Raw genomic sequence first — 20,977 nt, forward strand, 5'->3', positions numbered from 1 at the left:
TTTGATTGCACGGCGCACGCCGTGCGCCCGCGGTACCGGATCGCTGCAGACGCCGGACCACCCGTGAATGACCTTGCCACCGGCCAAGAAGCGCCGCGAGGCAATTGGAGAACGAATCCGTGATCACCGAACTTGAATTCAAGAGCCTCAGCGCCCAGGGTTACAACCGTATTCCGCTGATGGCCGAGGCCTTTGCAGACCTCGAGACGCCTCTTTCCCTCTATCTCAAGCTGGCCCATTCGCAGGGCGGCGGCAAGCACAGCTTTTTGCTCGAATCGGTGGTGGGCGGCGAGCGTTTCGGCCGCTACAGCTTCATCGGCCTGCCCGCACGCACGCTGCTGCGTGCCAGCGGTTTTGGCGCGGAGGCCGTAACTGAGGTGGTGACCGACGGGCAGGTGGTCGAGACCGCCGCGGGCAATCCGCTGGACTTCATCGCCGAATACCAGAAGCGCTTCAAGGTGGCGCTGCGTCCGGGGCTTCCGCGTTTTTGCGGCGGTCTTGCGGGCTACTTTGGCTATGACACGGTGCGCCACATCGAGCGCAAACTCGAGAAAAGCTGCCCGCCCGACGCGCTGGGCTGCCCGGACATCCTGCTGCTGCAGTGCGAGGAGCTGGCTGTCATCGACAACCTTTCGGGCAAGCTGTATTTGATCGTCTATGCCGATCCGAAGCAGCCCGAGGCTTATGCAGCAGGCAAGCGCCGCCTGCGCGAGCTGAAGGAAAAGCTCAAATATTCGGTGAGCGCACCCATCGTGAAGCCCACGCAGCCTCATCCGCCCGAGCGCACTTTTGCCAAGGCCGACTACCTCGCTGCGGTGGAGCGCGCCAAGGACATGATTGCCGCCGGCGACTTCATGCAGGTGCAGGTGGGCCAACGCATCAGCAAGCGGTACACCGAGTCGCCGCTTTCGCTGTACCGTGCGCTGCGTTCGCTGAATCCGTCGCCGTACATGTATTACTACCACCTGGGCGATTTCCATGTGGTGGGCGCTTCGCCCGAGATCCTGGTGCGCCAGGAGAACACGGGCGAGGGCGAGCAGAAGATCACCATTCGCCCGCTGGCCGGCACGCGTCCGCGCGGCGCGTCGATCGAGCTCGACAAGGCGGCAGAGGAAGAACTCATCAACGACCCGAAGGAGCGCGCCGAGCACGTGATGCTGATCGACCTCGCGCGCAACGACATCGGCCGCATCGCCAAAACCGGCACGGTGAAGGTGACGGAGGCCTTTGCGGTGGAGCGCTACAGCCACGTGATGCACATCGTGAGCAACGTCGAAGGCACGCTGAAGGACGGCATGACCGCCATCGACGTGCTCAAGGCCACGTTCCCGGCCGGCACGCTGACCGGCGCGCCCAAGGTGCATGCGATGGAACTCATCGACCAACTCGAGCCTACCAAGCGTGGCCTCTATGGCGGTGCATGCGGCTACATCAGCTACGCGGGCGACATGGACGTGGCGATAGCCATCCGAACCGGCATCGTGAAGGATCAGATGCTGCACGTGCAGGCCGCGGCCGGCGTGGTGGCCGATTCGGTGCCTGAGCTGGAGTGGAAAGAAACAGAAGCCAAGGCGCGCGCATTGCTGCGCGCCGCCGAACTGGTCGAGGAGGGGCTGGAATGAGCAACGTGCCTGATATCCAGAACGATTTTTCGCACGAGATCATCGGCGCCGCGGTCGAGGTACAGCGCGTGCTGGGCACCGGCCTGAACGAGGACGCCTATGCCGCCGCGCTGGCCATCGAACTCGCCGAGCGCGAGATCGGCTTTGCGCAGGGCGTGGCGCTGTCGGCCAGCTACAAGGGCCGCTCGCTCGGCGAGGTGTACCGCGCAGGCTTCGTGGTCGAGCAATCGGTCATCGTGGAGCTCAAGGCAGTCGATGTGCTGACCGACCTGCACCGTGCGCAGGTGCTCGCCGCGCTGCGTCTCTCGGGCCTCAAGCTGGGCCTTCTGATCAACTTCAACGTGTTCCCCGTGGTCAAGGGCGTGCACCGGATTGTGAGCAAGCCATGAAACTGCTGATGATCGACAACTACGATTCGTTCACCTACAACATCGTCCAGTACCTGGGCGAGCTGGGTGCGGATGTTCAGGTGCACCGCAACGACGAGATCACGGTGGCGCAGATCGGCGAGTTGATCGCCTCGGGCGTCACGCGCCTCGTGGTGTCGCCGGGGCCTTGTTCGCCGGCGGAAGCCGGCGTGTCGGTGGCGGCCATCGAGGCCTTCGCGGGCAAGCTGCCGATCCTTGGCGTATGCCTTGGCCACCAGGCCATCGGCGCGGCCTTCGGCGGCAAGATCATCCGCGCACAGCAGCTCATGCACGGCAAGACCAGCGAGATCACGACCACGCAGGAGGGCGTCTTCGCGGGTCTGCCCGAGAAGTTCATCGTCAACCGCTATCACTCGCTTTCCATCGACCGCGAAAGCTGCCCGAAGGAACTGGCAATTACCGCGTGGACCGATGACGGCGAGATCATGGGCGTGCGGCACACCGGGTTTGCGCATGACGTGCGCATCGAAGGCGTGCAGTTCCACCCTGAATCGATCCTCACCGAGCACGGCCACGCCATGCTCAAGAACTTCTTGGACTGACCGCCATGACCGACCGCTCCTCCATCGTCGACCTGCGCAGCGACACCGTCACGCAACCCACTCCGGCGATGCGCGAGGCCATGATGGCGGCGCCGCTCGGCGACGACGTTTTCGGCACCGATCCGAGCGTGAATGCGCTGCAGGAGAAGATCGCGGCGCTGCTGGGTTTCGAGGCGGCGCTGTTCGTGCCGACCGGCACGCAGAGCAACCTGTGCGCCATTCTTTCCCACTGCGGGCGCGGCGACGAATACATCGTCGGCCAACAGGCGCACTGCTATCGCTGGGAAGGCGGCGGCGCCGCGGTGTTCGGCAGCGTGCAGCCGCAGCCGCTCGACCATGCGCCCGACGGCACGCTGCCGCTGGCGCAGATCGAATCGGCCATCAAGCCCGACGACGCGCACTTCGCGCGCACGAAATTGCTTGCGCTGGAGAACACGCTGGGCGGCAAGCTGCTGCCCTTCGACTACGTTCAGGCCGCGACCGATCTTGCGAAGAGCAAGGGGTTGCAGCGGCATCTGGACGGCGCGCGCCTCTTCAATGCCGCAACGGCGCAGGCTGCGTTGAACAAGCGCAGCGACATCCGGGCGGAAGCCCGCCGCATTGCGCAGTGCTTCGACAGCGTCTCGGTCTGTTTCAGCAAGGGCCTGGGGGCGCCTATCGGCTCGGCCCTGGCGGGGTCGCGCGAGTTCATCGCCCGGGCACATCGCATCCGCAAGATGGCGGGGGGCGGCATGCGGCAGGCGGGACTGCTTGCGGCGGCGGCATCGCACGCGCTCGACCACCACATCGACCGGCTGGCCGATGACCACGCGCTCGCGCAGCGCCTGGCGCAGGGGCTCGAAGGCATCGAAGGCCTGAAGGTCGAGGCGCCCCACACCAACATCGTGTTCGTCGACCTGACGGGGGCGGCGCAGGCGCGTTCTACGGAACTGCTCGCACACCTGAACCAGCAGGGCATTCTTGCGACGGGCCTCTATCGGCTGCGCTTCGTGACGCATCTCGACGTGGATGCAGCGGGCGTGGACCGTGCCGTTGCCGCCATCCGCGGCTTCTTCAACGCCTGACATCAGGGAAACCAAGGAGCCCGCGATGCCCGATCTTGCGCATCTGCTCGCTTTCATTGCCGCAGGCTGGCTGCTGAACCTGACGCCGGGACCAGACGTGCTCTACATCGTCACCAATTCGCTGCGCTCGGGCGTGCGTGCCGGCATTGTGGGCGGGTTTGGCGTTCTCACCGGCTGCTTCGTCCATATCTTCGCGGCGGCAGTCGGTGTCGGCACGCTGCTGGCGACCTCGGCGGCGGCCTTCACAGTGCTCAAGTACGTGGGAGCGGCCTACCTGCTCTACCTGGGCGTGCGCATGGTGCTGTCGCGCGCCAAGCCACCGGCCGATATGCAAGCGGCTGCCGCGGGCGCGGCCGAGCGCGGGCTCAAGGAGATCTTTCTCGGCGGCTTCTGGACCAATGTGCTGAACCCCAAGGTGGCCTTGTTCTTCCTGGCCTTCGTGCCGCAGTTCATCGCACCCGATGCGGACAACAAGAGCCTCTACTTCGTCATGCTGGGCGTTCTGTTCAACCTGAACTCCATTCCCATCGTCGTGGGATGGGCCGCATTCGCCGGCTGGATGGCGCGCAGAAGCGCGGTGCAAAAAGGCATGCACTGGCTTGATCGCGCGGCCGGCGTGCTGTTCATCGGCTTCGGCCTCAAGCTTGCATTCACGGACGCGCCGGCCGGCCGCGTCGGCCCCTGAAAACACCGAGGAGACTTTCCATGATCACCCCCCAGGAAGCGCTGCAGCGCACCATCGAGCACCGAGAGGTGTTCCACGACGAAATGCTGCACATCGTGCGGCTCATCATGAGCGGCGAATGCTCGCCGGTGATGATGGCGGCGCTGATCACGGGGCTGCGCGTCAAGAAGGAAACCATCGGCGAGATCACCGCGGCCGCGCAGGTGATGCGCGAGGTGTCCACCAAGGTGCCGGTGAAAGACACCACGCACCTGGTAGACATCGTCGGCACCGGTGGCGACGGCTCGCACACCTTCAACATCTCGACCTGCTCGATGTTCGTGGCGGCCGCGGCGGGCGCCAAGGTGAGCAAGCATGGCGGGCGCAGCGTTTCGAGCAAGTCGGGCAGCGCCGACGTGCTGGAATCGCTCGGCGTGAACATCAACCTGCAGCCGGAGCAGATTGCGCGCTCCATCGAGCAGGTGGGCATCGGCTTCATGTTCGCACCCAACCACCATCCGGCCATGAAGAACGTGGCACCGGTGCGCAAGGAGCTCGGCATCAAGACGATCTTCAACATCCTGGGGCCCCTGACCAATCCGGCGGGCGCGCCGAACATCCTGATGGGTGTGTTCCACCCCGACCTGGTGGGCATTCAGGTGCGCGCACTGCAGCGGCTGGGCACCGAGCACGCACTGGTTGTGTACGGCCGCGACGGCATGGACGAGATTTCGCTGGGCGCAGCCACCATGGTGGGCGAGCTGAAGGACGGCGAGATCCGCGAATACGAGCTGCACCCGGAAGACTTCGGCTTTGCCATGTCGAGCAACCGCACGCTGCGCGTGGAAACGCCCGAGCAATCGAAGACCATGCTGCTGGGGGTGCTCGACAATCAGGCCGGTCCGGCGCTCGACATCGTGCTGCTGAACGCAGGCGCGGCCTTGTATGCCGCCAATGTGGCCGATTCGATGGCCGCCGGCATCGAGCGCGCGCGCGAAGCCGTGGCCTCCGGTGCGGCGCGGAACAAGCTGGCCGAACTGGTCAAGGCTTCCACAACGGTTTGAACAACCGCTAAAGACGAAAACAGAACATGTCCGACATCCTCGACAAGATCATTGCGGTCAAGCGGCAGGAAATTGCTGCGGCGCAGAAAAAGAGTCCGCTCGAAGTCGTGCGGTTCGACGCCGAGAGCCGCGTGCTGACGCGCGATTTCGAAGGTGCCCTGCGCGCCAAGATCGCTGCCGGCGAGGCCGCGGTGATTGCAGAGATCAAGAAGGCGAGCCCCAGCAAGGGCGTGCTGCGGGAAGACTTCATTCCGGCCGACATCGCACAGAGCTATGCAGAGGGCGACGGAGAAATCAGCGCGGCCTGCCTTTCGGTGCTGACGGACAAGCAGTTCTTCCAGGGCGGGGTCGACTACCTCAAGCAGGCGCGAGCCTCCTGCGAGCTGCCGGTGCTGCGCAAGGATTTCATCGTCGATCCCTACCAGGTGTACGAATCGCGTGCCATGGGCGCCGACGCGATTCTCTTGATTGCGGCCTGCCTCGACGATGCGCAGATGAAAGACTACGAAGCCATTGCACGCGGGCTGGGCATGGCGGTGCTGGTCGAAGTGCACGACGCGGTCGAGCTCGATCGCGCGCTCAGGCTCAGGACGCCGCTCATCGGCGTGAACAACCGCAACCTGCGCAATTTCGAGGTCTCGATCCAGGCCACCATCGACCTGCTGCCACGGTTGCCGGCCGACAGGCTGGCCGTCACCGAATCGGGCATTGCCACGCGTGAAGACGTGGCCACCTTGCGTGCGGCCGGCGTGCATGCCTTCCTGGTCGGCGAGGCCTTCATGCGCGCCAAGGAGCCGGGCGAGGCACTCGCCGCATTGTTCAAATGAGCCGACCCGATCAGCTGGCGAGCAGCGACCCTGCCGACTGGCCGGTGGCGCCGGGCTGGCAGCCGCTGGTCGATGGGTTCTTCGGCGGCGTCGTGGGGCAGAAGCTGCTGGGTTTCTTGCGTGAGCGCCTCGATGCCGGTGCCGTAATTTTCCCGCCCCAGCCGCTGCGGGCGCTCGAACTGACGCCACCCGAAGACGTGCGCGTGGTGATCCTGGGCCAGGACCCGTACCACGGGCGTGGCCAGGCCGAGGGGTTGGCCTTTTCGGTGGCCCCCGGCGTAGCGCTGCCGCCGTCGCTGCGCAACATCTTCAAGGAGCTTCAGCGCGACCTTGGAGCGGCTCCGCCGCCGTTCCCCAACCCGGGTGGCAGCCTAGTGAAGTGGGCGACCCGCGGGGTGCTGCTTCTCAACACCTGCCTCACGGTGGAAGAGGGGCAGCCGGCCAGCCATTCAGGGCGCGGCTGGGAGGTGCTGACCGATGCCGTCATCCGACATGTATCAGAGGGCGCAAAACCTGTTGTTTTTATGCTGTGGGGCTCGCATGCGCAAAGCAAGCGCGCACTGATCGACATCGACCGACACAAGGTGTTGATGTCGAACCATCCCTCGCCCCTTTCCGCGATGCGCCCGCCCGTGCCCTTCATCGGCTGCGGGCATTTTGGCGAAGCGCGTGCCTGGAGGGAGGCGCACCAGCAAGGCGGCTGATTTCGCGGATAATTCCGGCCAGTTCGCCTCGTGTGGTTCCCGCGTCTTATTGGTGCTGGGGGTTCTGTGAAGTCACAAAACCGTGCTATATTTCGAGGTTCGCCGGAGAGGTGGCCGAGTGGTTAATGGCAGCAGACTGTAAATCTGCCCTCTTACGAGTACGCTGGTTCGAATCCAGCCCTCTCCACCAGCGATGAATTTGGTTTCTAAGAGCGATTGGATCTAGCGCTTTGGGTGCCTTTGAGTGCCCCCGATGCGGGAGTAGTTCAATGGTAGAACCCCAGCCTTCCAAGCTGATGACGCGGGTTCGATTCCCGTCTCCCGCTCCAGAGACCCGGTTCGACGCCGGAAGCGATTGGTTAGACAAAAGCCCTTTTGGCTCAGTGGTAGAGCACTCCCTTGGTAAGGGAGAGGTCGCGGGTCCGATTCCCGCAAAGGGCACCAGTTTTTGGGGGTTGCAACGGCAGCTTTGCAACCCATCTGCATACGTTGAAATCGTTTTTTTCGGAGTCGAAAAATGGCAAAAGGTAAATTCACCCGCACCAAGCCGCACGTGAACGTGGGCACGATCGGTCACGTTGACCACGGCAAGACCACGCTGACGGCTGCGATCGCGACGGTGCTGTCGGCCAAGTTCGGCGGCGAAGCCAAGGCCTACGACCAGATCGACGCGGCGCCCGAAGAAAAGGCCCGCGGCATCACCATCAACACCGCCCACGTCGAGTACGAAACGGCCAACCGCCACTACGCCCACGTGGACTGCCCCGGCCACGCCGACTACGTCAAGAACATGATCACCGGCGCAGCCCAGATGGACGGCGCCATTCTCGTGTGCTCGGCCGCCGACGGCCCCATGCCCCAGACCCGCGAGCACATCCTGCTGGCGCGCCAGGTGGGTGTGGGCTACATCATCGTCTTCCTGAACAAGTGCGACATGGTCGACGACGCCGAACTGCTCGAGCTGGTCGAAATGGAAGTGCGCGAACTCCTCGACAAGTACGAGTTCCCTGGCGACGACACCCCCATCATCCACGGCTCGGCCAAGCTCGCCCTCGAAGGCGACAAGGGCAAGCTCGGTGAAGAAGCCATCATGAAGCTGGCCGAGGCCCTCGACAGCTACATCCCGACGCCCGAGCGCGCCGTGGACGGCACCTTCCTGATGCCTGTGGAAGACGTGTTCTCGATCTCCGGCCGCGGCACCGTGGTGACTGGCGCCGTCGAGCGCGGCGTGATCAAGGTCGGCGAGGAAATCGAGATCGTCGGCATTCGCCCGACCGTCAAGACCACCTGCACCGGCGTGGAAATGTTCCGCAAGCTGCTCGACCAAGGTCAAGCGGGCGACAACGTCGGCGTGCTTCTGCGCGGCACCAAGCGCGAAGAAGTCGAGCGCGGCCAAGTGCTGTGCAAGCCCGGCTCGATCAAGCCGCACACGCACTTCACCGCCGAGGTGTACGTGCTGTCCAAGGACGAAGGCGGCCGTCACACGCCGTTCTTCAACAACTACCGTCCGCAGTTCTACTTCCGCACGACGGACGTGACCGGCGCGATCGAGCTGCCCAAGGACAAGGAAATGGTCATGCCTGGCGACAACGTCAGCATCACCGTGAAGCTGATCAACCCGATCGCGATGGAAGAAGGCCTGCGCTTCGCCATCCGTGAAGGCGGCCGCACCGTGGGTTCGGGCGTCGTGGCAAAGATCCTCGACATCTAAGCCGAGCGTAAAGAGTACCGGAGGGGTATAGCTCAATTGGCAGAGCGTCGGTCTCCAAAACCGAAGGTTGTAGGTTCGATTCCTACTGCCCCTGCCACCTAGGTGGCACCCCGAAAAAAGCCCATCGCAACCCGATGGGCTTCGGCGTCTCAAGAAGACGCATTGAATTGAAGGCCGGAAGGCCGCAGGAAATCAGCCAAACATGGCCACTTCTCAAATCGAAACCGTGAGCACGGGCGCCGACAAGGCCAAATTGGCTGTGTCGGTGCTGCTGGCAGTGGGCGCCATCGTGGCGTTCTATCTGCTTGCGCGCCAAGGCTCGCTGGTGCAATGGGCTGCGCTGCTCGTCGGCCTGGCCGCGGCTGTGGGCGCGTTTGGCAGTTCGGAGAATGGCCGCCAGTTGTGGGCCTTTGGCCGCGACTCGTGGCGCGAGGTCAAGAAGGTCGTCTGGCCGGCCCGCAAGGAAGCAATGCAGATGACGGCTTACGTGTTTGCCTTTGTGGCAATCATGTCCGTTTTCCTCTGGCTCACCGACAAGACGCTCGAATGGGTGTTTTTCGACCTCATTCTGGGCTGGAGAAAATAAATGACTGACGACGTTGTTGAAACCACGCCGAGCAGCCCGGAAGAGGAAAACACCTCCGTGCTGGCTCCCGCCGCCAACCCTGACTTGCGTTGGTACGTGGTGCATGCCTATTCGGGCATGGAAAAGGCCGTCGAACGCAACATCACCGAGCGCATCAACCGCGCCGGCATGCAGGACAAGTTCGGCCGCATCCTGGTTCCGACCGAAGAAGTAGTCGAGATCAAGAACGGCCAGAAGCGCACCACCGAGCGCCGCTTCTTCCCGGGCTACGTGCTGGTCGAAATGATCATGGACGACGAGAGCTGGCACCTGGTGAAGCACACCAACAAGGTGACGGGTTTTGTCGGTGGTGCCAAGAACCGCCCGGCCCCGATCTCGCAGAAAGAGGTCGAGGACATCGTCAGCCAGATGCAGCAGGGCACCGAGAAGCCGCGCCACAAGGTCGAGTTCACCGTGGGCGAATTCGTGCGCGTCAAGGAAGGCCCGTTCACCGACTTCAACGGCACCGTCGAAGACGTGAACTACGAAAAGAGCAAGGTCAGCGTGTCGGTCATGATTTTCGGCCGCGCAACGCCTGTGGAACTCGAATTCGGCCAGGTCGAAAAGACCTGAGTCCCCGGTCTTCGGACTGGAACCATTTCCGGCTGCGCGTTGTCCGACTCGGCGCGCGGCCCTGATCGAAGAGTCGTTTAACCCCGGGGAGCCGCGGCGAAAGCCAAGGCGATATCACCCGCAAGGAGCAAATCATGGCGAAAAAAATCGTCGGCTTCGTCAAGCTGCAAGTGCCAGCTGGTAAGGCCAACCCATCACCACCCATCGGTCCCGCACTGGGCCAGCGTGGTTTGAACATCATGGAGTTCTGCAAGGCGTTCAATGCGCAAACGCAGAGCTACGAGCCGGGTCTGGCGCTGCCGGTGGTCATCACCGCGTTCGCCGACAAGAGCTTCACCTTCATCATCAAGTCGCCCCCGGCTGGCGTGCTGATCAAGAAGGCGATCAAGCTGGACAAGGGTTCGGCCCGTCCGCACACCGACAAGGTCGGCAAGATCACGCGCGCTCAGCTCGAAGAAATCGCCAAGACCAAGATGAAGGACCTGACGGCCGCCGATATGGACGCCGCGGTTCGCACCATCGCCGGTACTGCCCGTTCGATGGGCGTGAATGTGGAGGGCGTGTAAATGTCCAAGATCACCAAGAAGCAAAAAGCGCTCGCAGGCAAGGTCGACAGCAACAAGCTGTACCCGCTGGCTGACGCCATCGGCCTCGTGAAGGAAGCCGCCACCGCCAAGTTCGACGAATCGATCGACGTGGCCGTGCAGCTCGGCATCGACGCGAAGAAGTCTGACCAGGTCGTGCGTGGCGCCGTCGTGCTGCCCAACGGCACCGGCAAGACCAAGCGCGTGGCCGTGTTCGCCCAGGGCGCCAAGGCTGACGAAGCCAAGGCCGCCGGCGCCGACATCGTCGGCATGGACGACCTCGCTGCAATGGTCAAGGCTGGCGACATGCCTTTCGACGTCGTGATTGCCGCCCCTGACGCGATGCGCGTGGTCGGTACGCTCGGCCAGATCCTCGGCCCGCGCGGCCTGATGCCCAACCCCAAGGTTGGCACCGTGACCCCGGACGTCGCCACGGCTGTGAAGAACGCCAAGGCTGGCCAGGTTCAGTTCCGCGTCGACAAGGCCGGCATCGTGCATGGCACGATCGGCCGCCGTTCGTTCGACACCGACAAGCTGCAAGGCAACCTCGCCGCGCTGATCGACGCTCTGGTCAAGGCCAAGCCGGCGACCAGCAAGGGCGTGTACCTGCGCAAGGTGGCTGTTTCGTCGACCATGGGTCTGGGTGTCCGCGTGGACACGCAAACCATCTCGGCGAGCTAAGAGAGATTTGTCCGATCCCGCAAGGGGGAGGGCAGATGTGGTGGGTCGCGGCAGCTCCGGTTGCCGCGGGCCATCCAAGACCGCTGGTGTGCAGGGCGCTGCACTTAATCGCCGGATCGATCCTTCCGGTATCCAGCGCAGATGGCGACCCCACTGCAAGGAATTGATTTTGTTCCGAAACAGTTGGTCGCTGCATGAAGCGCGATCCGAGGCCCCGGCCGAAGGTCGCATTAAAAGGAGTAGACCTTGAGTCTGAATCGCAGTGAGAAAGAAGCGGTCATCAGTGATGTGACCAGCCTCGCCGCTAAAGCTCAAACGCTCGTGATGGCGGAATACCGTGGCATCACGGTTGCCGATATGACCAAACTGCGCACCGAAGCTCGCAGCAAGGGTGTGACTCTCAGCGTGTTGAAGAACACGCTGGCACGCCGTGCTGTTGCTGGTAGCGCATTCGAAGTCGTTGGTGACCAGATGACCGGTCCGCTGATCTACGGCTTTTCCGAAGACGCAGTGGCCGCCGCCAAGGTGGTGGCCGACTTCGCGAAGACCAACGACAAGTTGGTGATTCGCGGCGGCGCGTTTGGCGGCAAGGTCCTGGACGTCGAGGGCGTGAAGCAACTGGCCAACATCCCTTCCAAGGAAGTGCTGTTGTCGCAATTGCTGGGCTTGATGCAATCCCCGATCTCTCGTACCGCCCGCGTGCTCGCGGCGCTGGCCGAGAAGCGTGGTGGTGGCGAAGCTGCACCCGCCGATGCACCGGCAGAAGCGCAGGCCGCTTGAGCCTTGCGTTTGAAATATTCAACCCAATTGTTAGGAAACAAAAATGGCATTCGATAAAGACGCATTTCTGACCGCGCTCGACAGCATGACGGTCCTGGAACTCAACGACCTGGTGAAAGCCATCGAAGAGAAGTTCGGCGTGAGCGCCGCTGCAATGGCTGCCCCCGCCGGCGCTGGTGGTGGTGCTACCGCCGCTACTGCCGAAGAGCAGACCGAGTTCAACGTCATGCTGATGGATGCAGGCGCGAACAAGGTTTCGGCCATTAAGGCTGTGCGCGAAATCACCGGCCTGGGCCTCAAGGAAGCCAAGGACCTGGTGGAAGCCGCTCCCAAGGCAGTCAAGGAAGGCCTGTCGAAGGCTGACGCTGAAGCCGCCAAGAAGAAGCTGGAAGATGCCGGCGCCAAGGTGGAACTGAAGTAATTCAGACCCACTAGAGGGCTGGAGGTGCCTGAAAAAGGCCCTCCAGCCTTTGCCGCTTTCAGAGCGCACCCAAAAGCCGGCTTGGCGCCGGCTTTCCCGGAGACCTCAGGTCGACGGAAAAGCAAAGGCCAAGACGTTTTTTGAGTGTCTTCTGACCCCGACTGCAGAAGACCCCTTGGTTCGGGCGATGTGCAACGCATCGCTGTCCGCCAACGGCTGGTAGTGGCCAGCCGCCAAGCAGTAGTGCCTCGGCATTGCTGACAAGTCGCTGAAGATCTCAAGCTCCGGAGCTCTCATGGCCCAATCGTCCGCGTACAGTTACACCGAACGCAAGCGCATCCGAAAAAGTTTCGGTAACCGCGACAGCGTCGTCGAAATCCCCTACCTGCTGCAGATGCAGAAAGACGCGTACACCGCGTTCCTGCAAGCCGGCATTCCGCCAAAACAACGCACCGTCGAAGGCCTTCAGGCCGCGTTCGACGCAGCCTTCCCGATCGTCTCGCACAATGGTTTTGTCGAGATGAAGTTCCTCGAGTACAACCTCGCGAAGCCGGCTTTCGACGTGCGCGAATGCCAGACCCGCGGTCTGACTTTCGCCTCGGCCGTGCGCGCCAAGGTGCAGCTCATCATCTATGACCGCGAGTCGTCGACGTCGCAGTCGAAGGTGGTCAAGGAAGTGAAGGAACAAGAGGTCTACATGGGCGAAGTGCCGCTCATGACCGAAAAGGGTTCGTTCATCATCAACGGCACCGAGCGCGTGATCGTCTCGCAGCTGCACCGTTCGCCCGGCGTGTTCTTCGAACACGACAAGGGCAAGACGCACAGCTCGGGCAAGCTCCTGTTCTCGGCCCGCGTGATTCCCTACCGCGGCTCGTGGCTCGACTTCGAGTTCGACCCGAAGGACATGCTGTACTTCCGCGTCGACCGTCGCCGCAAGATGCCCGTGACGATCCTGCTGAAGGCCATCGGCCTGAACCCGGAATCGATCCTCGCGAACTTCTTCGTGAACGACAACTTCCGCCTGATGGACAGCGGCGCGCAGATGGAATTCGTTCCCGAGCGCCTGCGCGGCGAAGTCGCGCGCTTCGACATCACCGACAAGTCGGGCAAGGTCGTGGTCGCCAAGGACAAGCGCGTGACCGCGCGCCACACGCGTGAACTCGAGCAGTCGGGCACCACGCACATCAGCGTGCCGGAAGACTTCCTGGTCGGCCGCGTCATCGCCCGCAACATCGTCGACGCCGACTCCGGCGAAATCCTGGCCAAGGCCAACGACGAGCTGACCGAAGCGCTGCTGAAGAAGCTGCGCACGGCCGGCGTGCAAGACATCCAGGTGATCTACACCAACGAACTCGACCAGGGCGCGTACATCTCGCAAACCCTGCGCATTGACGAGACGGTGGACGAGTTTGCCGCCCGCGTGGCCATCTACCGCATGATGCGCCCCGGCGAGCCGCCGACGGAAGACGCCGTGCAGGCCCTGTTCCAGCGTCTGTTCTACAACCCGGACACGTACGACCTGTCGCGCGTCGGCCGCATGAAGTTCAACGCCAAGGTCGGCCGCGACGAATCGACCGGCCCGATGGTGCTGACCAACGAAGACATCCTGGCCGTGGTCAAGATCCTCGTTGACCTGCGCAACGGCAACGGCGAAGTCGACGACATCGACCACCTTGGCAACCGCCGCGTGCGTTGCGTCGGTGAACTGGCCGAAAACCAGTACCGCACCGGCCTCGCGCGTATCGAGAAGGCCGTGAAGGAACGTCTGGGCCAGGCGGAGCAAGAGCCGCTGATGCCGCACGACCTGATCAACAGCAAGCCGATCTCGGCCGCGCTGAAGGAGTTCTTCGGTGCTTCGCAGCTGTCGCAGTTCATGGACCAGACGAACCCGCTGTCCGAAATCACCCACAAGCGCCGCGTGTCGGCCCTTGGCCCGGGTGGTCTGACGCGTGAACGTGCAGGCTTCGAAGTGCGCGACGTGCACGTGACCCACTACGGCCGCGTGTGCCCGATCGAAACGCCTGAAGGCCCGAACATCGGCCTGATCAACTCGCTGGCCCTGTACGCCCGCCTGAACGAATACGGCTTCATCGAGACGCCGTACCGCCGCGTGGTGGATGGCAAGGTCACGATGGACATCGACTACCTGTCGGCCATCGAAGAAGGCAAGTACGTCATCGCCCAGGCCAATGCGGTGCTGGACAAGGACGGCAAGCTGATCGGCGACCTGGTCTCCGCGCGTGAAGCCGGCGAATCGATCCTGGTGGGCGCCGAACGCGTCCAGTACATGGACGTGTCGCCCGCGCAGATCGTGTCGGTGGCCGCCTCGCTCGTGCCGTTCCTCGAGCACGACGATGCGAACCGCGCGCTGATGGGCGCCAACATGCAGCGCCAGGCCGTGCCTGTGCTGCGTCCTGAAAAGCCGATCGTCGGTACCGGTATCGAGCGCGTTTCCGCGGTCGACTCGGGTACCGTTGTCACGGCCACCCGCGGCGGTATCGTCGACTACGTCGACGCGACCCGCATCGTGGTGCGCGTGAACGACGCCGAAGCGGCTGCAGGTGAAGTCGGTGTGGACATCTACAACCTGATCAAGTATCAGCGTTCGAACCAGAACACCAACATCCACCAGCGTCCGATCGTCAAGCGCGGCGACAAGATCGCCAAGGGCGACGTGGTGGCCGATGGCGCATCGACCGACCTCGGCGAACTGGCTCTCGGCCAGAACATGCTGATCGCGTTCATGCCCTGGAACGGCTACAACTTCGAAGACTCGATCCTGATCTCGGAACGCGTCGTCGCGGAAGACCGCTACACCTCGATCCACATCGAGGAACTGGTGGTGATGGCTCGCGACACCAAGCTGGGTGCCGAAGAAATCACGCGCGACATTCCGAACCTGGCCGAGCAGCAGCTCAACCGCCTCGACGAATCCGGCATCATCTATGTCGGCGCCGAAGTGCAGCCGGGCGACACGCTGGTGGGCAAGGTCACGCCGAAGGGCGAGACCACGCTCACGCCTGAAGAGAAGCTGCTTCGCGCCATCTTCGGCGAGAAGGCTTCCGACGTGAAGGACACCTCGCTGCGCGTGGACCAGGGCTCGCAAGGCACCGTGATCGACGTGCAGGTGTTCACCCGCGAAGGCATCACGCGCGACAAGCGCGCCCAGCAGATCATCGACGACGAGCTCAAGCGTTTCCGCCTCGACCTGAACGACCAGCTTCGCATTGTCGAAGCCGACGCGTTCGACCGTATCGAGAAGCTCCTGACCGGCAAGGTCGCCAACGGCGGCCCGAACAAGCTGGCCAAGGGCACCAAGCTCGACAAGGCCTACCTGTCGTCGGTCGAGAAGTTCCACTGGTTCGACATCCGCCCGGCGGACGACGAAGTGGCAACGCAGCTCGAGTCGATCAAGAACTCGCTGGAGCAGACGCGCCACAGCTTCGACCTCGCGTTCGAAGAAAAGCGCAAGAAGCTCACGCAGGGCGACGAACTGCCCGCGGGCGTGCTCAAGATGGTCAAGGTCTACCTGGCCGTCAAGCGCCGCCTGCAGCCCGGCGACAAGATGGCCGGCCGCCACGGCAACAAGGGTGTGGTGTCGAAGATCGTTCCGGTCGAAGACATGCCCCACATGGCCGACGGCACGCCGTGCGACATCTGCCTGAACCCGCTGGGCGTGCCTTCGCGGATGAACGTGGGCCAGGTGCTCGAAGTGCACCTCGGCTGGGCCGGCAAGGGCATCGGCCAGCGCATCGGCGACCTGCTGCAGCAAGAGGCCAAGGTGGCCGAGCTGCGCAAGTTCATGGAGCAGCTGTACAACGGCTCGGGCCGCAAGGAAGACCTCAGCAAGCTGAGCGACACCGACGTGCTCGAAATGGCAGCCAACCTGCAGAGCGGCGCGACCTTCGCCACGCCGGTGTTCGACGGCGCCTCGGAAGAAGAAATCCGCGGCATGCTGAAGCTCGCCTACCCGGACGACATCGCCAAGCTCAAGGGCCTGACCGATACGCGCACCCAGGCGTACCTGTTCGACGGCCGCACCGGCGACCAGTTCGAGCGTCCCGTCACCGTCGGCTACATGCACTTCCTGAAGCTGCATCACCTGGTGGACGACAAGATGCACGCCCGTTCGACCGGCCCGTACTCGCTTGTCACGCAGCAACCGCTGGGCGGCAAGGCGCAATTCGGCGGCCAGCGTTTCGGTGAAATGGAAGTGTGGGCGCTGGAAGCTTACGGCGCCGCCTACGTCCTGCAGGAAATGCTGACCGTGAAGTCCGACGACGTGCAAGGCCGTACCAAGGTGTACGAAAGCATCGTCAAGGGCGAACACACGATCGAAGCCGGCATGCCGGAATCGTTCAACGTGCTGGTCAAGGAAATCCGTTCGCTGGGTCTCGACATCGAGCTCGAGCGTTCGTAATCAGAAGAGGAAAGAGTCACATGAAATCGCTACTCGACCTGTTCAAGCAGTTCACACCCGATGAGCATTTCGATGCCATCAAGATCGGCATGGCTTCGCCCGAGAAGATCCGTTCGTGGTCTTTCGGCGAGGTGAAGAAGCCAGAGACGATCAACTACCGCACGTTCAAGCCCGAGCGCGACGGTCTCTTCTGCGCCAAGATCTTCGGCCCCATCAAGGACTACGAGTGCCTGTGCGGCAAGTACAAGCGCCTGAAGCACCGCGGCGTGATCTGCGAGAAGTGCGGCGTTGAAGTCACGCAGACCAAGGTGCGCCGCGAGCGCATGGGCCACATCGACCTGGCCGCGCCCTGCGCGCACATCTGGTTCCTGAAGTCGCTGCCGTCGCGTCTGGGCCTCGTGCTCGACATGACCCTGCGCGACATCGAACGCGTGCTGTACTTCGAAGCCTACGTGATCACCGACCCCGGCATGACCCCGCTGAAGAAGTTCGGCATCATGTCCGAGGACGACTATGACGCGAAACGCAAGGAATACGGCGATGAGTTCGTCGCCAAGATGGGCGCCGAAGGCATCAAGGACCTGCTCGAAGGCATCGAACTCGACAGCGAGATCGAACGCCTGCGCGGCGACCTGACCGGCTCCGAAGTCAAGGTCAAGAAGAACTCCAAGCGCCTGAAGGTGCTCGAGGCCTTCCGCAAGTCGGGCATCAAGCCCGAGTGGATGGTGCTCGACGTGCTGCCCGTGCTGCCGCCGGACCTTCGTCCGCTGGTGCCGCTGGACGGCGGCCGCTTTGCGACCTCCGACCTGAACGACCTGTACCGCCGCGTCATCAACCGCAACTCGCGCCTGCGCCGCCTGCTGGAGCTCAAGGCTCCGGAAATCATCGCGCGCAACGAAAAGCGGATGCTGCAAGAAGCTGTCGACTCGCTGCTGGACAACGGCCGCCGCGGCAAGGCCATGACGGGCGCCAACAAGCGCGCGCTCAAGTCGCTGGCCGACATGATCAAGGGCAAGAGCGGCCGCTTCCGCCAGAACTTGCTGGGCAAGCGCGTCGACTACTCTGGCCGTTCGGTCATCGTGGTGGGCCCGACGCTCAAGCTGCACCAGTGCGGCCTGCCCAAGCTGATGGCGCTCGAGCTGTTCAAGCCTTTCATCTTCTCGCGCCTCGAAGCCATGGGCATCGCGACCACGATCAAGGCTGCCAAGAAGGAAGTCGAATCCGGCACGCCGGTGGTCTGGGACATCCTGGAAGAAGTGATCAAGGAACACCCGGTCATGCTGAACCGTGCGCCTACGCTGCACCGTTTGGGCATCCAGGCGTTCGAGCCGATCCTGATCGAAGGCAAGGCCATCCAGCTGCACCCGCTGGTTTGCGCGGCGTTCAACGCCGACTTCGACGGCGACCAGATGGCCGTTCACGTGCCGCTGTCGGTGGAAGCGCAGATGGAAGCCCGCACGCTGATGCTGGCCTCCAACAACGTGCTGTTCCCGGCTTCGGGCGAACCGTCGATCGTTCCCTCGCAGGACGTGGTGCTCGGTCTGTACTACACGACCCGCGACCGCATCAACGGCAAGGGCGAGGGCCTGATCTTCTCCGACATCGGTGAAGTGCAGCGCGCGCTCGACGCCAATGAAGTCGAACTGACCGCCAAGGTTGCCGTGCGCATCACGGAGTACACCAAGGACAAGGAAACGGGTGAATTCACGCCGTCCACGTCGCTGGTGGACACCACCGTGGGCCGTGCACTGCTGTCCGAGATCCTGCCTAAGGGCCTGCCGTTCTCGAACATCAACAAGGCGCTGAAGAAGAAGGAAATCTCCAAGCTCATCAACGTCTCGTTCCGCAAGTGCGGCCTGAAAGAGACCGTCGTGTTCGCCGACAAGCTGTTGCAAAACGGCTTCCGCCTGGCAACCAAGGCCGGTATCTCGATCGCGATCGACGACATGCTGGTGCCTGCTGAAAAGCACGGCATCATCGAGCGTTCCGCCAAGGAAGTGAAAGAGATCGAGCAGCAGTACGTCTCGGGTCTGGTGACCTCCGGCGAGCGCTACAACAAGGTGGTGGACATCTGGGGCAAGGCCGGCGACGAAGTGTCGAAGGTCATGATGTCCAAGCTGTCCAAGCAGAAGGTCGTCGACCGCCACGGCAAGGAAGTGGAGCAGGAGTCCTTCAACTCCATCTACATGATGGCCGACTCCGGCGCCCGCGGTTCCGCAGCGCAGATTCGCCAGGTGGCCGGTATGCGTGGCCTGATGGCCAAGCCGGACGGCTCGATCATCGAGACGCCCATTACCGCGAACTTCCGCGAAGGCCTGAACGTGCTGGAGTACTTCATCTCCACCCACGGTGCCCGTAAGGGTCTGGCCGACACGGCACTGAAGACCGCGAACTCGGGCTACCTGACCCGTCGTCTGGTCGACGTGACGCAAGACTTGGTGGTGACCGAGCAGGACTGCGGTACGCACGGCGGCTACCTGATGCGCGCCATCGTCGAAGGCGGTGAAGTCATCGAATCGCTGCGCGACCGTATCCTTGGCCGCTCGGCTGCGGACGACGTGCTGCACCCGGAAAACCGCTCGGTGCTGCTCAAGGCCGGCGAGATGTTCGACGAAGACAACATCGAACTCCTCGAAGCCGAGGGTGTCGACGAAGTCAAGGTCCGCACGGCACTGACCTGCGAAACCCGCTTCGGCATCTGCGCGACCTGCTACGGCCGCGACCTGGGCCGCGGCGGCCTGATCAATATCGGCGAAGCCGTCGGTGTGATCGCGGCGCAGTCGATCGGCGAACCCGGCACGCAGCTCACGATGCGTACGTTCCACATCGGCGGCGCGGCATCGCGTGCGGCAGTGGCCTCGAGCGTCGAAGCCAAGTCCAACGGCACGATCGGCTTCAACGCCACGATGCGCTACGTGACCAACAGCAAGAACGAGCTGGTGGTGATTGCACGCTCGGGCGAGATCGTCATCCATGACGAGCACGGCCGTGAGCGCGAGCGCCACAAGGTGCCGTACGGCGCGACCCTGGCCGTCAAGGCCGACCAGCAGATCAAGGCCGGCCACGTGCTTGCCAACTGGGATCCGCTGACGCGCCCGATCATCACCGAGTTCGCCGGCAAGACGCAGTTCGAGAACGTCGAGGAAGGCCTCACGGTCGCCAAGCAGGTGGACGAAGTGACCGGCTTGTCGACCCTGGTCGTGATCGACCCCAAGCGCCGCGGCGCTGCCAAGGTCGTGCGCCCGCAGGTGAAGCTCATCGACGCCTCCGGCGCCGAAGTGAAGATCCCGGGTACCGACCACTCGGTGACGATCGGCTTCCCGATCGGCGCCCTGGTGCAGGTGCGTGACGGCCAGGACGTGGGCCCCGGCGAAGTGCTGGCGCGCATTCCGGTCGAAGGCCAGAAGACGCGCGACATTACCGGCGGTCTGCCGCGTGTTGCCGAGCTCTTCGAAGCCCGCTCGCCGAAGGACAAGGGCATGCTGGCCGAAATGACCGGTACCGTGTCGTTCGGCAAGGAGACCAAGGGCAAGATCCGCCTGCAGATCACCGATCCGGAAGGCACGGTCTGGGAAGACCTCGTGCCGAAGGAAAAGAACATCCTGGTGCACGAAGGCCAGGTGGTGAACAAGGGCGAAAGCGTGGTCGACGGTCCGGCGGACCCGCAGGACATCCTGCGCCTCCTGGGTTCGGAAGAACTCGCGCGCTACATCGTGGACGAAGTGCAGGACGTGTACCGTTTGCAAGGTGTGAAGATCAACGACAAGCACATCGAGGTGATCGTTCGCCAGATGCTGCGCCGCGTCGTGGTCGACAACATCGGCGACACGAGCTACATCTCCGGCGAACAGGTCGAACGCAGCGAAATGCTCAACACCAACGACGCCCTGCGCGCCGAAGGCAAGATCCCCGCGACGTTCACCAACCTGCTGCTGGGTATCACGAAGGCATCGCTCTCGACCGACTCGTTCATCTCGGCGGCTTCGTTCCAGGAAACGACGCGCGTGCTGACCGAAGCCGCGATCATGGGCAAGCGCGACGAACTGCGCGGCTTGAAGGAAAACGTCATCGTCGGCCGCCTGATTCCCGCAGGCACCGGCATGGCTTACCACCAGGCCCGCAAGGTCAAGGACCAGATGGACGAGGCCGAGCGCCGCGCCATCGCCGAATCGGAAGCTGCAGAGCTGGCCGGTTCGACCAGCGATGTCGACAGCACGGCCGACGCCAGCGAAGGCGCCGCGTCCGAATAAACGGCTAGCATCACCGG

The 20,977-nt window shown here is 63.3% G+C and carries 17 protein-coding genes and 4 tRNA genes; all 21 read left to right on the forward strand.

Annotated elements, in window-relative coordinates; genetic code table 11:
• Positions 1 to 119 precede the first annotated feature (119 nt).
• On the forward strand, positions 120 to 1,622 hold the full coding sequence (trpE, locus tag GOQ09_RS02970; protein WP_157611818.1) for an anthranilate synthase component I: 1,503 nt from the start codon (positions 120 to 122) through the stop codon (positions 1,620 to 1,622).
• Entirely contained in the window at positions 1,619 to 2,011 is a 393-nt protein-coding gene (locus GOQ09_RS02975) for a GxxExxY protein (protein WP_157611819.1), read from the forward strand. Before trpE ends, GOQ09_RS02975 begins: the two co-directional genes overlap by 4 nt.
• On the forward strand, positions 2,008 to 2,592 hold the full coding sequence (locus tag GOQ09_RS02980) for an aminodeoxychorismate/anthranilate synthase component II (protein WP_157611820.1): 585 nt from the start codon (positions 2,008 to 2,010) through the stop codon (positions 2,590 to 2,592). The genes GOQ09_RS02975 and GOQ09_RS02980 overlap by 4 nt, the downstream gene beginning before the upstream one ends.
• A 5-nt stretch (positions 2,593 to 2,597) precedes the next feature.
• The gene (ltaE, locus tag GOQ09_RS02985; protein ID WP_157611821.1) at positions 2,598 to 3,656 is read left to right on the forward strand and encodes a low-specificity L-threonine aldolase; all 1,059 of its coding nucleotides are present in this window, start codon (positions 2,598 to 2,600) and stop codon (positions 3,654 to 3,656) included.
• Between the two features lie 25 nt (positions 3,657 to 3,681).
• Positions 3,682 to 4,341, forward strand: coding sequence for a LysE family translocator (locus GOQ09_RS02990; protein WP_157611822.1), 660 nt, complete (start codon positions 3,682 to 3,684; stop codon positions 4,339 to 4,341).
• A gap of 20 nt (positions 4,342 to 4,361) precedes the next feature.
• Positions 4,362 to 5,384 carry an anthranilate phosphoribosyltransferase gene (gene trpD / locus GOQ09_RS02995; RefSeq protein ID WP_157611823.1) on the forward strand — a complete coding sequence of 341 codons (1,023 nt, stop codon included), beginning with the start codon at positions 4,362 to 4,364 and terminating at the stop codon, positions 5,382 to 5,384.
• Between the two features lie 26 nt (positions 5,385 to 5,410).
• On the forward strand, positions 5,411 to 6,211 hold the full coding sequence (trpC, locus tag GOQ09_RS03000) for an indole-3-glycerol phosphate synthase TrpC (protein ID WP_157611824.1): 801 nt from the start codon (positions 5,411 to 5,413) through the stop codon (positions 6,209 to 6,211).
• Positions 6,208 to 6,915 carry a uracil-DNA glycosylase gene (locus GOQ09_RS03005; protein WP_157611825.1) on the forward strand — a complete coding sequence of 236 codons (708 nt, stop codon included), beginning with the start codon at positions 6,208 to 6,210 and terminating at the stop codon, positions 6,913 to 6,915. The genes trpC and GOQ09_RS03005 overlap by 4 nt, the downstream gene beginning before the upstream one ends.
• 104 nt (positions 6,916 to 7,019) lie before the next feature.
• Positions 7,020 to 7,105: transfer RNA gene (locus tag GOQ09_RS03010), tRNA-Tyr, on the forward strand.
• Positions 7,106 to 7,170: 65 nt separating this feature from the next.
• Positions 7,171 to 7,244: transfer RNA gene (locus GOQ09_RS03015), tRNA-Gly, on the forward strand.
• 40 nt (positions 7,245 to 7,284) lie between these two features.
• Positions 7,285 to 7,359 (forward strand) — tRNA-Thr (locus GOQ09_RS03020).
• Between the two features lie 73 nt (positions 7,360 to 7,432).
• Positions 7,433 to 8,626, forward strand: a complete 1,194-nt coding sequence (gene tuf, locus GOQ09_RS03025; protein WP_124962315.1) for an elongation factor Tu — start codon at positions 7,433 to 7,435, stop codon at positions 8,624 to 8,626.
• A gap of 21 nt (positions 8,627 to 8,647) precedes the next feature.
• Positions 8,648 to 8,723 (forward strand) — tRNA-Trp (locus GOQ09_RS03030).
• A 105-nt stretch (positions 8,724 to 8,828) separates the two neighbouring features.
• Positions 8,829 to 9,212, forward strand: coding sequence for a preprotein translocase subunit SecE (gene secE, locus GOQ09_RS03035; RefSeq protein ID WP_157611826.1), 384 nt, complete (start codon positions 8,829 to 8,831; stop codon positions 9,210 to 9,212).
• Positions 9,213 to 9,824 (forward strand): transcription termination/antitermination protein NusG, encoded by a 612-nt coding sequence (nusG, locus tag GOQ09_RS03040; RefSeq protein ID WP_157611827.1) that lies wholly within the window; start codon positions 9,213 to 9,215, stop codon positions 9,822 to 9,824.
• A 134-nt stretch (positions 9,825 to 9,958) separates the two neighbouring features.
• Positions 9,959 to 10,390: a 50S ribosomal protein L11 gene (gene rplK, locus GOQ09_RS03045; protein WP_028258525.1), complete on the forward strand. Its 432-nt coding sequence runs from the start codon at positions 9,959 to 9,961 to the stop codon at positions 10,388 to 10,390.
• Complete coding sequence (rplA, locus tag GOQ09_RS03050; RefSeq protein ID WP_126749935.1) at positions 10,391 to 11,089, forward strand: 50S ribosomal protein L1; 699 nt, start codon at positions 10,391 to 10,393, stop codon at positions 11,087 to 11,089.
• Positions 11,090 to 11,335: 246 nt separating this feature from the next.
• Positions 11,336 to 11,869, forward strand: a complete 534-nt coding sequence (gene rplJ / locus GOQ09_RS03055; protein WP_126749936.1) for a 50S ribosomal protein L10 — start codon at positions 11,336 to 11,338, stop codon at positions 11,867 to 11,869.
• Positions 11,870 to 11,912: 43 nt separating this feature from the next.
• Positions 11,913 to 12,290, forward strand: a complete 378-nt coding sequence (gene rplL / locus GOQ09_RS03060) for a 50S ribosomal protein L7/L12 (protein ID WP_157611828.1) — start codon at positions 11,913 to 11,915, stop codon at positions 12,288 to 12,290.
• Between the two features lie 295 nt (positions 12,291 to 12,585).
• The gene (rpoB, locus tag GOQ09_RS03065) at positions 12,586 to 16,710 is read left to right on the forward strand and encodes a DNA-directed RNA polymerase subunit beta (RefSeq protein WP_126749938.1); all 4,125 of its coding nucleotides are present in this window, start codon (positions 12,586 to 12,588) and stop codon (positions 16,708 to 16,710) included.
• A gap of 20 nt (positions 16,711 to 16,730) precedes the next feature.
• Complete coding sequence (gene rpoC, locus GOQ09_RS03070) at positions 16,731 to 20,960, forward strand: DNA-directed RNA polymerase subunit beta' (RefSeq protein ID WP_126749939.1); 4,230 nt, start codon at positions 16,731 to 16,733, stop codon at positions 20,958 to 20,960.
• Positions 20,961 to 20,977 lie beyond the last annotated feature (17 nt).

Source organism: Variovorax paradoxus (assembly GCF_009755665.1).
Lineage (GTDB): Bacteria > Pseudomonadota > Gammaproteobacteria > Burkholderiales > Burkholderiaceae_C > Variovorax > Variovorax paradoxus_G.

Bases quoted from the DNA above. Each gene is read 5' to 3' on its own strand.
- rplA (WP_126749935.1), top strand. From the start codon at position 10,391: ATGTCCAAGATCACCAAGAAGCAAAAAGCGCTCGCAGGCAAGGTCGAC.
- trpD (WP_157611823.1), top strand. From the start codon at position 4,362: ATGATCACCCCCCAGGAAGCGCTGCAGCGCACCATCGAGCACCGAGAG.
- rplL (WP_157611828.1), top strand. From the start codon at position 11,913: ATGGCATTCGATAAAGACGCATTTCTGACCGCGCTCGACAGCATGACG.
- rpoB (WP_126749938.1), top strand. From the start codon at position 12,586: ATGGCCCAATCGTCCGCGTACAGTTACACCGAACGCAAGCGCATCCGA.
- rplK (WP_028258525.1), top strand. From the start codon at position 9,959: ATGGCGAAAAAAATCGTCGGCTTCGTCAAGCTGCAAGTGCCAGCTGGT.
- GOQ09_RS02975 (WP_157611819.1), top strand. From the start codon at position 1,619: ATGAGCAACGTGCCTGATATCCAGAACGATTTTTCGCACGAGATCATC.
- GOQ09_RS02980 (WP_157611820.1), top strand. From the start codon at position 2,008: ATGAAACTGCTGATGATCGACAACTACGATTCGTTCACCTACAACATC.
- GOQ09_RS03005 (WP_157611825.1), top strand. From the start codon at position 6,208: ATGAGCCGACCCGATCAGCTGGCGAGCAGCGACCCTGCCGACTGGCCG.
- tuf (WP_124962315.1), top strand. From the start codon at position 7,433: ATGGCAAAAGGTAAATTCACCCGCACCAAGCCGCACGTGAACGTGGGC.
- rpoC (WP_126749939.1), top strand. From the start codon at position 16,731: ATGAAATCGCTACTCGACCTGTTCAAGCAGTTCACACCCGATGAGCAT.
- ltaE (WP_157611821.1), top strand. From the start codon at position 2,598: ATGACCGACCGCTCCTCCATCGTCGACCTGCGCAGCGACACCGTCACG.
- secE (WP_157611826.1), top strand. From the start codon at position 8,829: ATGGCCACTTCTCAAATCGAAACCGTGAGCACGGGCGCCGACAAGGCC.
- GOQ09_RS02990 (WP_157611822.1), top strand. From the start codon at position 3,682: ATGCCCGATCTTGCGCATCTGCTCGCTTTCATTGCCGCAGGCTGGCTG.
- trpC (WP_157611824.1), top strand. From the start codon at position 5,411: ATGTCCGACATCCTCGACAAGATCATTGCGGTCAAGCGGCAGGAAATT.
- nusG (WP_157611827.1), top strand. From the start codon at position 9,213: ATGACTGACGACGTTGTTGAAACCACGCCGAGCAGCCCGGAAGAGGAA.